The sequence below is a fragment of the Streptomyces sp. CB02009 genome (assembly GCF_001905825.1).
Taxonomy (GTDB): Bacteria; Actinomycetota; Actinomycetes; order Streptomycetales; family Streptomycetaceae; genus Streptomyces.
Window position 1 is genome coordinate 23,424 of the sequence record NZ_LIVV01000015.1, and the last position, 13,556, is coordinate 36,979.

Sequence of the window (13,556 nt, forward strand, 5' to 3'; positions counted from 1 at the left end):
ACCCTGGGTGAGCGTCAGGGCCCGCGAAGGGCCCTCAAGGGGGCCGTCAGGGGCAGAACGAAGCCCCCGATCACGGGGGAACAATCGGGGGCTTCGCGTCTGCGGCGGCTCCGAAAAGCCGCACATTCAGAACGTAAGACCTGTACGCCCCTTGGGTCAAGCGGAGTTGAGGCACTTGCGAAAGCGGACTTTCGGCCCCTCAGTTCACGGACATGAAGCCGTCACGGTACGTGATGATCTGGTCCGCGCCCGCTGTCACACCCGGCCCGGAGAGCCAGTCGTACCCCTCGTGGCACTCGCGTACCAGGGTGTCGGCGAAGGGCCGGGAGGGGTCCCCGGCGAAGTGGCGAGTCTCCGCCACGGTCCATCCGTCCCAGAACGCGGCCTGGTCCGGGCCGTCCCGGTGGCGGCCCCGCACCCACGACTCCTCGGGGCCGCGCTCCATCCACAGCAGCCACGCGAGGAACGGCCGTACCGCCGCCCGGCCCGCGCCGACCCCCTCGACGAGGACGACCGGGGCCGGCGGGAGCTCGCGCGCCCCGCCGAAGCGGCGGAGGTTCCAGTCGTACGGGCGGTACGAGGCGCTCTCGCCCCGCGCGAGGGGATCGAGCACCTGCTCGCGCAGCCGCCCGGTCCACCCGAAGAGCTGCTCGTGCGTGGCGAGGTCGTCGAGGTGGAGGACGGGGGCGTCGCCCAGGGCGCCGGCGAGGCGGGCGGCGAGCGTGGACTTGCCGGAGCCCGCGTGGCCGTCGACCGCGATCAGCCGGACCGGTCCGCAGGAGGGTGGCAGCCGGAGCAGCGCGTGCGCCGCGCGATCGAGGTCGTCCATGGGCCCAGGGTAGGGGAGCGGGGGACCGCCGCAGGTCAGCGAGGTACCACCATCAGTGGTCGAGACCAATATTGGTGCGGCGACGCGGGGCGAAGTGCTGGCGGAGGCGTGGCGGAAGCCGCGATAGTGGGGCGCGCGCAGCCCGTCCGCGCCCTGCGGGCTCCCGGCGCCCGGAGGCCGGTACGCCCGCGTGCCCGCCCGCCCGCAGGTCCCCCGACGCGCCCGGCTGCCGACCGGCGCCGCGCCGGTCGGCCCGACGCCCGCCCGCCCCAGACACAGCTCCCACTCCCGCTCGCCCGTCCGCCTCGTCCGAAGGTCCGTACACCCACCGTTCTCGACTGGGGGTCACCGTCCATGACCAGCTCCACCCCGCGCAGAACCGTTCTCGCAGCGGCCCTCGCGGCCGCCGGAACAGCGGCCGCGGCCGCTCCCGCCGCGGCTGCCGGCGCCGACCGCGCCGCCGACTGCCCGCCCGGCGCACCCGGCGCGGCCCCTGCCTCCGCCGAGGCCGCGGGCCGGGGCCACGCCCCCGCGCCCGGCCTCGTCGACAACCGCTTCTGGTCCTCGTACACGGACTGGAGGTGCGGCAGCGCGGCCGGTACGAAGGCCGTCGCCGGATCCCGTCCGGGCCTGGTCATCGCCACCCCGGCCGGGGTCGTCGACTACACCGACCCGCACACCGGGCGGACCTCCGCGTGGGAGTACGCGGGCTGGACCTCGCCCGCGCACACCTCGGCCGTGCCCGCCACCGAGGTCATCGCCTCCTGGAACGCCCACACCCCGCCCGGCACCTGGCTCCAGGTCGAGCTGTCCGGCACGTACACCGACGCGACCGCCACCCCCTGGTACGTCATGGGCCGCTGGGCCTCCGGGGACGGCGACATCCGGCGGACCTCGGTCGACGACCAGACCGACGGCCGGAGCACGGTCTGGACCGACACCTTCGCGATCGACGACGCGACGAGCGGGCTGCGGCTGGCCTCGTACCGGCTGCGCCTGACGCTCTACCGCACCCCGGGCAGCGGCCTCACGCCCACGGTCCGGCGGCTCGGCGCGATGGCCTCGGACATCCCGGACCGCTTCGACGTCCCGGCCTCCGCGCCCGGCCTCGCCCGCGAGCTGGCCGTACCGCGCTACTCGCAGAACACCCACGTCGGGCAGTACCCCGAGTACGACAACGGGGGCGAGGCGTGGTGCAGTCCGACCTCCTCCCAGATGATCGTCGAGTACTGGGGGCGCCGGCCCTCGGCCGAGGAGCTGTCCTGGGTGAACCCGGCCTTCGCCGACCCCCAGGTCTGCCACGCGGCCCGCTTCACCTTCGACCACCAGTACGAGGGCTGCGGCAACTGGCCCTTCAACGCCGCCTACGCGGCCACGTACCCGGACATGAACGCCGTGGTCACCCGGCTGCGCTCGCTCACCGAACTGGAGAGCCTGATCCGGGCCGGCATCCCGGCCATAACGTCCCAGTCCTTCCTCAAGGAGGAACTGACCGGGGCGGGCTACGGCACCTCCGGCCACCTCATGACCGTCATCGGCTTCACGGCGGCAGGCGACGTCATCGCGAACGACCCCGCCTCCCCCAGCAACGAGGCCGTCCGCCGGGTCTACCGACGCCGCGAGTGGGAGAACATCTGGCTCCGCACCAAGCGGTACAACGCGAGCGGGAAAGTGGTCTCCGGCACAGGAGGGGTCTGCTACCTCTACTTCCCCGAGCGGCTCTCGGCCGCCCAGCGCAAGGCCCTCGCGGCCCTCGGCGTCGTCTGACGCGGCGGCGCGGCCCCGGGGCACGTGACCGACGTCTCTACCCCGGGGCCGCCCCCGTACCGCAAGGTGGTCGCCATGACCTCCACCTCCGCCGCCGCCACCCGACTCCTCCTCCGCGCCCGCACGGGCGGCCCGAAGGACGACCGGGGCCCCAAGCTCCTCGAACACGTCCTCGGCTGGACCCTTGTCGTCCTGATCGCCGTGTTCGTCACGCGCGCCGGCCTCATGTGACGTCGGGGCACCCGCCGGCCCCACCCGACCCCGCCGCATGCGCCGCCGGCCCCACCCGCCGCCGCCGCGTACGCCGCCGGTCCCACCCGACGCCGCCGGCCATCCCCCGGGCCCCCCGGCGTCCGTGTGATCCCCCGGTCGCCGGGTGATCCCGCTGCCTCGAACGGGCATACTCCCCGCGACCCCGCGCGCGCCCCGCACGCCCGTGCCCGCGCGCGCCCGGCAGGGAGGAGGGCCCGGCCATGGCCGACAGCACCCCGGACGGCGTCGAACGCCGGCTGCCCACCGAAGAGGCCCGCGAGCTGCTCGCCCTGACGCGGGACATCGCCCGGCGGGAGATCGCCCCGCGCGCGGCCGAGGAGGAGGACGCCGGGCACTTCCCCCGCGACCTGTTCACCCTGCTGTCCCGCTCCGGGCTGCTCGGACTGCCCTACGACTCCGAACACGGCGGGGGCGGCCAGCCGTACGAGGTCTACCTCCAGGTCCTGGAGGAGCTGGCCGCGGCCCGGCTCACCGTCGGGCTCGGCGTCAGCGTCCACAGCCTCTCCTGCCACGCGCTCGCCCGCTACGGCACCGACGAGCAGCGCGCCGCCCACCTGCCCGCGATGCTCGGCGGCGGCCTGCTCGGCGCGTACTGCCTCTCCGAACCCTCCGCCGGTTCCGACGCGGCGGCGCTGCGCACCCGGGCCGTCCGGGACGGTGACGGCGGCGACTGGGTGATCGACGGCACCAAGGCGTGGATCACCCACGGCGGGATCGCCGACTTCTGCACGGTCATGGCGAGGACCGGCGAGGAGGGTCCGCGGGGCATCACCGCCTTCCTGGTGCCGGGGGACGCGCCGGGACTGAGCGCGGCCCCGCCCGAGCGCAAGATGGGCATGAAGGGCTCGCCCACGGCGCAGCTCCACTTCGACGGGGTACGGGTCCCCGACGCGCGGCGCCTCGGCGCGGAGGGGCAGGGCTTCGCCATCGCGCTCGACGCCCTGGACTCGGGGCGGCTGGGCATCGCCGCCTGCGCGGTCGGGCTCGGTCAGGCGGCCCTGGACGTGGCCCTGGCCTACGCCGTGGAACGCCGGCAGTTCGGCCGGCCGATCGCCGACTTCCAGGGGATCCGCTTCCTGCTCGCCGACATGGCGACCCGGATCGAGGCGGGCCGTGCGCTGTACCTGGAGGCGGCCCGGCTCCGGGACGAGGGGCGGCCGTTCGGCCGTCTCGCGGCCATGGCCAAGCTGTTCTGCTCGGACGCCGCCATGCGGATCACGACGGACGCGGTGCAGGTGCTCGGCGGGTACGGGTACACGGCGGACTTCCCCGTGGAGCGGTACCTGCGGGAGGCGAAGATGCTCCAGATCGTCGAGGGCACGAACCAGATTCAGCGTGTGGTGATCAGTCGATCGCTGCTGAAGGGGGGAAGGTAGCAGGGCAGCAGCACGCGCCTTCGCGACGGTCTCCGCGCGGGGCTCCGCTTCCCGAGGAGGACTTCTGATGCGCAGGGTGACGTACTCGATGAGCATCTCGCTCGACGGCTACATCGTCGGGCCGGACGGCGGCTTCGACTGGACCGTCCCCGAGGACGAGGCCTTCCGCTTCTGGATCGAGGAGATCCGGGGCGTCGGCGTCCATCTGCTGGGGCGGCGGCTGTACGAGACGATGCTGTACTGGGAGACCGCCGACCAGGACCCGTCGCTCGACGACGAGGGGCGTGAGTGGATCGGGCTCTGGAACCCGCTCCCGAAGGTGGTCTTCTCCCGCACGCTGACCGAGGTGCAGGGCCATGCCCGCCTCGCCTCCGGTGGGCTGGCGGAGGAGATCGAGCGGTTGCGCGCCGAGCCGGGGGAGGGCGACATCGCGATCGGCGGCGCGACGCTCGCCGCCGAGGCGGCCGAGCTGGGGCTGATCGACGAGTACCAGGTCATGGTCTACCCGGTGCTGGTCGGCGGTGGCATTCCGTTCTTCGCCAGGAACGAGCGCCAGGTCGCGCTCGAACTCGCCGAGACCCGCAGGATCGGTCCCCGGGTCGTGTACCTGCGCTACCGCGTGCTGCGCTAGCCGGAAGCCGGGAAGCCGGGAAGCCGGGAAGCCGGGAAGCCGGGAAGCCGGGAAGCCGGGAAGCCGGGCAAGCAGGCGGGCAGGACGGTCCGTGTGCGGGCAGGCCGGAGCCGCACGCCGGGCACACCGGGATTGCTCCCCGGTCGCACCGCGTGTCCGTGTCCGTTCCCGTCAGCTCCTGCGGGTGGTCACCGCCCGTCGCCCGGCCGCATGAGCGTCCCGCTGACCCGTACCGTCCGGTCCGCCCAGACGGGGCCCGAGGCGAGGCGCGCCCACTCCTGGTCGCGGTGGCCGGGGAGGGTCCGTCCCTGGCTCGCCCAGAGGGAGAGCACGGCCTTGTAGATGGGCGGGTCGGCGGGGAGGTGGGTCGGCGCCGGCGCCGGTAGGGGGAGGGGGACGGGCATCGGCGCGGGGACCGGCACCGGCGCGGGAGGATGCGTCACCGCGGCCGTCGGAGCGGATGCCGAGGGCGAGTGAGGAACCGATTCTTCAAGGCGCGGCTCGGCCTGTCGGTGCCGACCGATTCCGCTGGGCGTCGTGTACAGCGTGGTCATGCCCGGACCAACGCCTCCCGGCGGCCTGGGTCACCGCCGAGGGGATTCGAGCGGCAGTTCGTCCGGTACCCGGTGCACGACTCTGGCCCCCCGGCGCATAGCTGACGTACCGTCAGATCTTCTCGCGGAGAACACGCGCTCGCCGACCAGGAGGTCAGCCATGTCCGTGCACCGGCACGTCGACGACCGGCCCGTCGCACTCGACGAATACCCCGTGCACCAGGCCCCGCTCTCGATGAAGCACCACGTCAGCGGCGACCGCAACGCCTACGACCGGTGCATCTTCCACGTCTTCGACCACACCGGCCGCGCCCTGCTCATCGCCGGCCTCGGGGTCTACCCGAACACCGGGGTCGTCGACGCCTACGCCACCCTCCGCGTCGGTGACCGGCTGCACGCCGTCCGGGCCTCCGACGCCCTCGGCGACGACCGGATGAACCTCTCCGTCGGTCCGTTCACCATCACCGTCGACGAGCCCCTCAAGCGCCTCTCGCTGCGTTGCGCGGCCGATCCGGACGACCCGGAGGGCCTCTCGTACGACCTCCGCTGGACCGGCGACTTCCCCGCCGTCTGGGAACCCCACCACACCCAGCGCCACGGCGGCCGCCTCACCCTGGAGGGCCGCCGCTTCGTCCAGGCAGGCCACTGCGCGGGCACGATCAGGGCAGGGGGCGAGGAGTTCGCGGTCACGCCGGGGGAGTGGACCGGTACCCGCGACCGCAGCTGGGGCGTGCGCCCGATCCCCGGAGAGGAGCCGGGCCGAGGCGCCGAGTTCCGCCCCGAGGGCTTCCACTGGCTCTGGATCCCGATGCGCTTCGAGGACCGCTTCCTCATGGTCATCGCCCAGGAGGACGCCGACGGCTACCGCACCCTCAACGAGGCCCTGCTCGTACGGAACGGCCACCGCGACGCCCAACTCGGCTGGCCCCGCACCGAGATCACGTACCGCACCGGCACCCGGCACCCGGAGCGGGCCACCGTCCACCTCACCGACCCGACCGGTAAGCCCCTGGAGATCGGCGTCGACATCCTCGCCTCCTCCCCTCTCGCCGTCGGCGCCGGCTACCCGCCCGCGACCGACTGGCAGCACGGGACGTGGCAGGGTCGCGGCTGGACCGACCGGCGCGTCTACGACCTCGCGGATCCGGCCGCCCACCCGATGGCGGCGTACGGCGTCACCGACCACGCCGCCCGCTTCACCCTCGACGGCCACACCGGCTACGGCATCTTCGAGCACGGTTCGTTCGGCCGCCACGACCCCAGCGGCTTCGCCGACCACACGTCGACGGCGCGCTGACGGACCCTCCCGCCTCCGCGGGCCGAGCGGACCGCGGAGGAGTCTTCGCCCCCGCGCGCTGAGCGGACCGCGTAGGCCCCCCCGCCGAGCTGCCCGCCGAGGAGTCCTCGACCCCCCGCGCCGAGCGGCCCGCCGACGCGCCCGCTCGACGGGGTCCCGCACCGAACCCGAACCCTCCACGTCAACGGCCTTCCGAGGAGCTCCCCTTGACCTCTGCGCCCCGCCCCCGCACCACCACCCGCGACCCCGAGGAGCTCGGTCGCCGGCTCACCGCCTGGCTGGACCGGAAGCTGCCCGGGGCCCGTGCCGCCGGGCTCGCCGTGCCCGGCTCCAACGGCATGTCCAGTGAGACCCTGCTCTTCGACCTGGAGCACCCGGACGCCCCGGTCCGGGGCTGCGCCCTGCGGCTGGCCGCCGACCCCGCGGCGTACACCGTCTTCCCCGTCTACGACATGGCCCGCCAGCACCGGGTCATGTCGCTGGTCGGCGAGCACACCGACATCCCCGTACCGCGCGTGCTGTGGCTCGAAGAGGACCCCGGGCCGCTCGGCGCGCCCTTCTTCGTGATGACCCGGGCCGAAGGCCGGGTCCCACCGGACGTCATGCCCTACACGTACGAGGGGAACTGGCTGCACGCCGCCACCGACGAGGAACGCGCCCTGCTGGAGGCCGAGTCGGTCTCCGTCCTCGCGCGGCTGCACGACCAGTTCCCGGCGAAGGAGGCCGAGTTCCTGCTGCCGGACGGCCCGGGGACGCCGCTGCGTCGGCATGTCGACGCCCAACGCGCCTACTACGCCTGGGTGGTGGAGGGGCTCGCGCCCTCGCCGCTCATCGAGTCGGCCTTCGACTGGCTGGAGGCGCACTGGCCGGCCGACGAGGGCCCGGCCGTCCTCGGCTGGGGCGACGCGCGCATCGGGAACATCGTCTACGACGGATTCGTGCCGGCCGCCGTCCTCGACTGGGAGATGGCGGCCTGCGTCCCGCGCGAGGTCGACCTCGGCTGGGCGGTCTACCTGCACCGCTTCTTCCAGGACCTGACCGTCGGCTTCGGCCAGCCGGGCCTGCCCGGCTTCCTGCGGCGCGACGCGGTCGAGCGGCGCTACGCGGACCTGACCGGGCACACCCCGCGCGACATGGAGTTCCACACCCTCTACGCGGCGCTGCGGCACGCGATCGTGATGCTCAGGATCGCCTACCGGCAGGCCCACTTCGGCGAGGTCGAGGTGCCCGCGGACCCCGACGGCCTGATCCTGCACCACGCCACCCTGGCGGCGATGGTGCGGGGGAGCTACTGGTGAGCGGAGGGGCCCGGAGGCCCCGTCCGGAAGAGACCGCCTAGGCCGCGCGCCGCATCTGCGGAACCCGGATCGGGCGCGAGCCCGGTCCGCCGACGTGCGAGAACGGCTGCGTGCGCCAGTCGAGACCCTGGGGGAGCGTCAGGAGCAGGGCGGTGTCCTGCTCCTGGACCTCCAGGCTGTCGTCGGCCGGGCTGGCCTCGGTCGCCGAGAGGCCCGTACCCGGGCAGACGGTCAGGACGAAGGGGTTCCACGGCGTCGGGCAGAGTGCGTGCTCCGGCAGCGCGTCCTCGTCCGCGAGCAGCGCGATCGGCTGCACGCACTCCGGGCAGATGACCCGGAACATCTCAAAGGTGTCGTACGCGTCGAGCTCTTCGGACGTGTCGACCGAATCAACAGGCTCCTGCATGGAGAATCTCCCCCTCGGGTGGGTCGGCCGGATCTGTGCGGCCTCGACCACAGCAAGCACTTCCCATGCGGTCGTCCGCATAATCGTGTGGCAGTACCCGAGGCCGGACACCAACCTGTGGCGTTCGTCACACGCCCGCCGCAGGTGACCCGTGATGACCCATACCGCCCGATTGCGGTCGACCCCGGCGGTGCCGCCGCCCTCCGGGAGCAATAGGGTCACCGCATGGAGGAGCTGGATCGTCAGATCGTCGAGTTGCTCGTCAAGGACGGGCGCATGAGCTACACCGACCTGGGCAAGGCCACGGGCCTGTCCACCTCGGCGGTGCATCAGCGCGTCCGTCGTCTGGAGCAGCGCGGAGTCATCCGCGGTTACGCCGCCGTCGTGGACCCGGAGGCCGTCGGCCTGCCGCTGACCGCCTTCATCTCGGTCAAACCCTTCGACCCCAGCTCCCCCGACGACACCCCCGACCGGCTCGCGGACATCCCGGAGATCGAGGCGTGCCACAGCGTCGCCGGTGACGAGAACTACATCCTCAAGGTCCGGGTCGCCACCCCGCTGGAACTGGAGCACCTGCTCAGCCGCATCCGCTCCCAGGCCGGCGTCTCCAGCCGCACCACCGTCGTCCTCTCCACCCCGTACGAGGCGCGGCCGCCGCGCATCTGACCGCGCGGGGCGCTCCGGGGGCCTGACTGCGGGGCGCTCCGGGGGACCTGCCGGACAAACCGGGTCCCGGCAGGTCATAGCCTGGTCGCATGAGTGAGTCCATGCCTCCCGCGTCTCCCGCCGAACACCGCACGGTGCTGCTGCGCGGCGGAGAAGTCCACAGCCCCGCCGACCCCTTCGCGACCGCCATGGTGGTGGAGCGCGGGCACGTCGCCTGGGTGGGCTCGGAGGGCGCGGCCGACGCCTTCGCCACCGGCGTGGACGAGGTGGTCGACCTGGAGGGCGCACTCGTCACCCCGGCGTTCGTCGACGCGCATGTCCACACCACCGCCACCGGGTTCGCCCTCACCGGGCTCGACCTGTCCGCCGCCGCCTCGCTCGACGAGGCGGCGCGGCTGATCCGCGCCCACGCCGCCGCCCGGCCCGAGGACCGCATCCTCATCGGCCACGGCTGGGACGCCTCCCGCTGGCCCGAGCGCCGGCCGCTCACCCGCGCCGAACTCGACGGGCTCACCGGCGGCCGGCCGCTCTACCTCACCCGGATCGACGTCCACTCGGCCGTCGTCACCACCGCCCTCCTGGACCTCGTCCCCGGCGTCCGCGACCTGGACGGCTTCCACGACGGGCAGCGGCCCCTCACCGGCGACGCCCACCACGCCGTGCGGGCCGCCGCCTTCGGCGCCGTCTCCGCCCGCCAGCGCACCGAGGCGCAGCGCGCGGCCCGGAGCCGGGCCGCCTCCCTCGGCATCGGCACCCTGCACGAGTGCGGCGGCCCCCGGATCTCCTCCGAGGACGACTTCACCGGCCTCCTGGACCTGGCCCGCGACGAGGCCGGCCCCCGGATCGTCGGCTACTGGGCGGACCTCGACGTCGAGCGGGCCCGCGGCCTCGGCGCGCTGGGCGCGGCCGGCGACCTGTTCGCGGACGGTTCCCTCGGCTCCCACACGGCCTGCCTGCACGAGCCGTACGCCGACCACGCCGACGCCGGCCACACGGGGGCCGCCCACCTGGACGCGGCCACCATCGCCCTCCACGTCGTGGCCTGCACCGAGGTGGGCCTCCAGGCCGGCTTCCACGCCATCGGGGACGCCGCCGTGACCGCCGTCGTCGAGGGCGTCAGGGCGGCCGCCGAGAAGCTCGGCCTGTCGAGGATCAGGGCGGCCCGGCACCGCGTCGAGCACGTCGAGATGCTCACCCCCGAGACCGTCGCCGCCTTCGCCGAGCTCGGCCTCACCGCCTCCGTCCAGCCCGCGTTCGACGCGCTCTGGGGCGGCGAGGAGGGGATGTACGCCGACCGCCTCGGCGCCGAGCGGGCCCGTACCCTCAACCCGTACGCGGCGCTGCTGCGCGCCGGTGTGCCGCTGGCCTTCGGCTCGGACAGCCCGGTGACCCCGCTGGACCCCTGGGGCACCGTCCGCGCCGCCGCGTTCCACCGCACCCCCGAGCACCGGATCTCCGCCCGGGCCGCCTTCACCGCCCACACCCGGGGCGGCTGGCGGGCCGTGGGCAGGGACGACGCCGGCACGCTGGTGCCGGGCGCGCCGGCCGACTACGCGGTCTGGCGCACCGAGGAGCTCGTCGTCCAGGCCCCCGACGACCGGGTGGCGCGCTGGTCCACCGACCCGCGCTCCGGAACGCCCGGTCTGCCCGATCTGTCCCCCGGGGTCGATCTCCCCGTCTGCCTGCAGACGGTCGTGCACGGACAGCCGGTGTTCGTACGGCCGAACGAGTGATGTAGGGATATGTCCCACCCGGGACACCCCTTCCGTACGCTTGTCCCCGACCTGCGGATCTTCCCCTCCGGCCTGGCCTTTTGGGAAGTCTCCGCAGGTCAAGCGGGTGTTGACAGCCGACCGTCGGGGGCGGGTAGGTTCTCCGCGTCCACCACAGGACGTCCGACCGGACAGCATCTCCACGCATTCGCCGACCGCCGCCCGCGCCTCGGCCGCGAGGGAAGGTTTCTCCGGCGGAAGGTGCGACCCGGGTGGGGCCCGGACGTTCAGTAGACAACGGCCTTCGGTCGATCCGCCGCCAGCGGATCCCGGGTCGGACCGAAGGACGACGGGCCCCGCACCGCACGTCACACGCGTGTACGGCCCCGCAGGGCCGCCGCCCCGTCCCGAGATCCGGCCCCGCCGCGCCGCCGCGGAGCCCGCGCCTCCGGCTCCGCCCGCCCCTCGCAGTCGACCCGCCGCGCCGGAGCACTCCGGGGACCTCGCTATGGTGGGGGCCTGCGTATGTATCCGAAGGGGCAGTAGTGAACGACGGTGGCCAGAGGCGTTACGGCCCGCTCGGCAAGGCCTTGGTGATCATTCCGACCTACAACGAGGCGGAGAACATCAAGCCGATCGTCGCGCGGGTGCGGGAAGCCGTACCCGAGGCGCACATCCTCGTCGCCGACGACAACAGCCCTGACGGCACGGGCAAGTTCGCGGACGAGATCGCGTCCGAGGACGACCATGTGCACGTCCTGCACCGCAAGGGCAAGGAGGGGCTCGGCGCCGCCTACCTCGCCGGCTTCCGGTGGGGCATCGAGCACGGGTACGGCGTCCTCGTCGAGATGGACGCCGACGGCTCCCACCAGCCCGAGGAGCTGCCGAGGCTGCTCACCGCCCTCAAGGGCGCCGACCTCGTCCTCGGCTCCCGCTGGGTGCCGGGCGGCCGCATCGTGAACTGGCCGAAGTCCCGCGAGTTCATCTCCCGCGGCGGCAGCCTCTACTCGCGCGTGATGCTCGACGTGCCGATCCGCGACGTCACCGGCGGCTACCGGGCCTTCCGCAAGGAGACCCTGGAGGGCCTGGGCCTGGAGGACGTGGCCTCGGCCGGCTACTGCTTCCAGGTCGACCTGGCCCGCCGCGCCGTCGCCGCCGGCTTCCATGTCGTCGAGGTCCCGATCACCTTCGTGGAGCGCGAGATCGGCGACTCGAAGATGAGCCGGAACATCGTGGTCGAGGCGCTCTGGCGGGTCACCGGCTGGGGCGTGTCGGCGCGGGCGGAGAAGGTCGGCAGGATGCTCGGCCGCAAGACCTCCTGACCCCCTGCCGGGGCGTCCCGCACTGATCCTTTCTTTACGACGTTCCGGCGGGGCGCCAGGCACACTGGGGACCATGACGACCGGCGCAACGCCTCCCCTCGCCCCGAAGCGCTCACGCGCGCGTACCCTCCTTCCGCTCGCCGTCGCCGCCTGGCTGGTCCTCGAGATCTGGCTGCTCACGGTGGTGGCGGACGCGGCGGGCGGACTCACCGTCTTCGCCCTGCTCGTCGGCGGCATCGTGCTCGGTGCCGCCGTCGTCAAGCGGGCCGGCCGCCGTGCCTTCCGCAACCTCAGCTCGACCTTCCAGCAGGCCCAGGCGGCCGCGCAGTCGGGCAGCGCGCCGCCGGCGCCCGAGCGGACCGGCGCGGAGGACCGCAACGGCTTCCTGATGCTCGGCGGTCTGCTCCTGGTGATCCCCGGCCTGATCTCGGACGTCCTCGGCCTGCTCCTGCTCATCCCGCCGGTCCGCTCGCTCCTCGGGCGGTACGCGGACAGGGCCGCCGAGCGCCGGATGGCGGCCGCGCCTCCCGGCAGCCTCCAGGACGCCTTCCAGCAGGCTCGTATCCACCGCCCGGACGGCAAGGTCGTCCAGGGCGAGGTCATCCGCGAGGACGCCGCTCAGAGCCCGCGCCGGGCCGACGAGTCCCACCCGCCGCTGATGCCCTGAGGTTCTTCCGCCCGTGCCCCGCTCCCTCGCCGTGGTGAGGGGGCGGGGCACGGTCATGCCGTGGCCCCGGCGGACCGCCGCGGGACCCCGGCGGGCGGGGGGCGCGGGCCAGCCAGGGGATACGGCCACGGAAACGGGCGTGGACATGCCGCCGGGCCCGGCAGACACGGAAACGCCGCGGGGCCCGGTACACAGTTCGTGTACCGGGCCCCGCGGCGTTGTTCCCGCCGGTGCGTCCGCTAGGCGGACTTGCGGCTGTCGCGCGGATGCACGGCGATGTTCATCGCGCCGGAACGCAGGACGGCCAGCCTCTCGGCGAGGACCTCCTCCAACTCCTCGCGGGTGCGTCGCTCCATGAGCATGTCCCAGTGCGTACGCGCAGGCTTGCCCTTCTTCTCCTCAGGTCCGTCCCCGTCCACCAGGAGAGCCTGGATTCCGCAGACCTTGCATTCCCACTCCGGCGGAATTTCCGCTTCCACAGAGAAGGGCATCTCAAAACGATGGCCCTTCTCGCATGCGTACTCCACGGCCTGGCGCGGGGCCAGATCGATGCCGCGGTCGGTCTCGTAGCTCGTCACCACGAGGCGCGTGCCGCGAAGAGCTCGCTCACTCATGAATCGTGCCTCCCGGGCTTGTCGCCCACAGGACAGGTGTCGCTGTCGTCGTTATCCGGTCAACGTCCGGTCGGCGGTAAAGATTCCCGTGCCGGGTCATGCGTCGCCCGTCGTGCCGCCCCTTGTTGTACCCACCAGTGCCCG

At 73.6% G+C, this 13,556-nt stretch carries 14 protein-coding genes; 10 read left to right on the plus strand and 4 right to left on the minus strand.

Annotated elements, in window-relative coordinates; genetic code table 11:
• Positions 1-199 precede the first annotated feature (199 nt).
• Positions 200-829, minus strand: coding sequence for a uridine kinase family protein (locus tag AMK27_RS39025; protein ID WP_073919062.1), 630 nt, complete (start codon positions 827-829; stop codon positions 200-202).
• 354 nt (positions 830-1,183) lie between these two features.
• Here AMK27_RS39025 and AMK27_RS39030 point away from each other — a divergent pair, with 354 nt between their 5' ends.
• The 4 genes from AMK27_RS39030 to AMK27_RS39040 all read left to right on the plus strand — a co-directional run bounded on the left by AMK27_RS39030 (position 1,184) and on the right by AMK27_RS39040 (position 4,876).
• Positions 1,184-2,596 (plus strand): peptidase C39 family protein, encoded by a 1,413-nt coding sequence (locus AMK27_RS39030; RefSeq protein WP_073919063.1) that lies wholly within the window; start codon positions 1,184-1,186, stop codon positions 2,594-2,596.
• Between the two features lie 75 nt (positions 2,597-2,671).
• A complete protein-coding gene (locus tag AMK27_RS42165; protein WP_107425784.1) occupies positions 2,672-2,827 on the plus strand; it encodes an SCO1431 family membrane protein in 156 nt (51 codons plus the stop codon).
• 242 nt (positions 2,828-3,069) lie between these two features.
• Positions 3,070-4,245, plus strand: a complete 1,176-nt coding sequence (locus tag AMK27_RS39035; protein ID WP_073919065.1) for an acyl-CoA dehydrogenase family protein — start codon at positions 3,070-3,072, stop codon at positions 4,243-4,245.
• Between the two features lie 67 nt (positions 4,246-4,312).
• Positions 4,313-4,876 (plus strand): dihydrofolate reductase family protein, encoded by a 564-nt coding sequence (locus AMK27_RS39040; RefSeq protein WP_073919067.1) that lies wholly within the window; start codon positions 4,313-4,315, stop codon positions 4,874-4,876.
• A gap of 188 nt (positions 4,877-5,064) precedes the next feature.
• Here the strand turns inward: AMK27_RS39040 and AMK27_RS39045 are convergent, their stop codons facing one another.
• Entirely contained in the window at positions 5,065-5,319 is a 255-nt protein-coding gene (locus AMK27_RS39045; RefSeq protein ID WP_241847772.1) for a hypothetical protein, read from the minus strand.
• A gap of 271 nt (positions 5,320-5,590) precedes the next feature.
• Here AMK27_RS39045 and AMK27_RS39050 point away from each other — a divergent pair, with 271 nt between their 5' ends.
• Entirely contained in the window at positions 5,591-6,727 is a 1,137-nt protein-coding gene (locus tag AMK27_RS39050) for a DUF7064 domain-containing protein (protein ID WP_073919070.1), read from the plus strand.
• Positions 6,728-6,933: 206 nt separating this feature from the next.
• The gene (locus AMK27_RS39055; RefSeq protein ID WP_073919071.1) at positions 6,934-8,025 is read left to right on the plus strand and encodes a phosphotransferase family protein; all 1,092 of its coding nucleotides are present in this window, start codon (positions 6,934-6,936) and stop codon (positions 8,023-8,025) included.
• 37 nt (positions 8,026-8,062) lie between these two features.
• Here AMK27_RS39055 and AMK27_RS39060 read toward each other — a convergent pair whose 3' ends face one another.
• Complete coding sequence (locus AMK27_RS39060) at positions 8,063-8,431, minus strand: hypothetical protein (protein WP_073919133.1); 369 nt, start codon at positions 8,429-8,431, stop codon at positions 8,063-8,065.
• Between the two features lie 225 nt (positions 8,432-8,656).
• On the opposite strand from AMK27_RS39060, the gene AMK27_RS39065 reads away from it, so the two are divergent.
• The 4 genes from AMK27_RS39065 to fxsA all read left to right on the plus strand — a co-directional run bounded on the left by AMK27_RS39065 (position 8,657) and on the right by fxsA (position 12,798).
• On the plus strand, positions 8,657-9,097 hold the full coding sequence (locus AMK27_RS39065; protein WP_073818744.1) for an Lrp/AsnC family transcriptional regulator: 441 nt from the start codon (positions 8,657-8,659) through the stop codon (positions 9,095-9,097).
• An 89-nt stretch (positions 9,098-9,186) separates the two neighbouring features.
• A complete protein-coding gene (locus AMK27_RS39070) occupies positions 9,187-10,830 on the plus strand; it encodes an amidohydrolase (RefSeq protein WP_073919073.1) in 1,644 nt (547 codons plus the stop codon).
• A gap of 524 nt (positions 10,831-11,354) precedes the next feature.
• A complete protein-coding gene (locus AMK27_RS39075) occupies positions 11,355-12,131 on the plus strand; it encodes a polyprenol monophosphomannose synthase (protein WP_073919075.1) in 777 nt (258 codons plus the stop codon).
• Between the two features lie 73 nt (positions 12,132-12,204).
• The gene (gene fxsA / locus AMK27_RS39080) at positions 12,205-12,798 is read left to right on the plus strand and encodes an FxsA family membrane protein (RefSeq protein WP_073919077.1); all 594 of its coding nucleotides are present in this window, start codon (positions 12,205-12,207) and stop codon (positions 12,796-12,798) included.
• Between the two features lie 239 nt (positions 12,799-13,037).
• On the opposite strand, the gene AMK27_RS39085 is transcribed toward fxsA, so the two are convergent.
• The gene (locus AMK27_RS39085; protein WP_015032218.1) at positions 13,038-13,412 is read right to left on the minus strand and encodes an RNA polymerase-binding protein RbpA; all 375 of its coding nucleotides are present in this window, start codon (positions 13,410-13,412) and stop codon (positions 13,038-13,040) included.
• Positions 13,413-13,556: the final 144 nt, after the last annotated feature.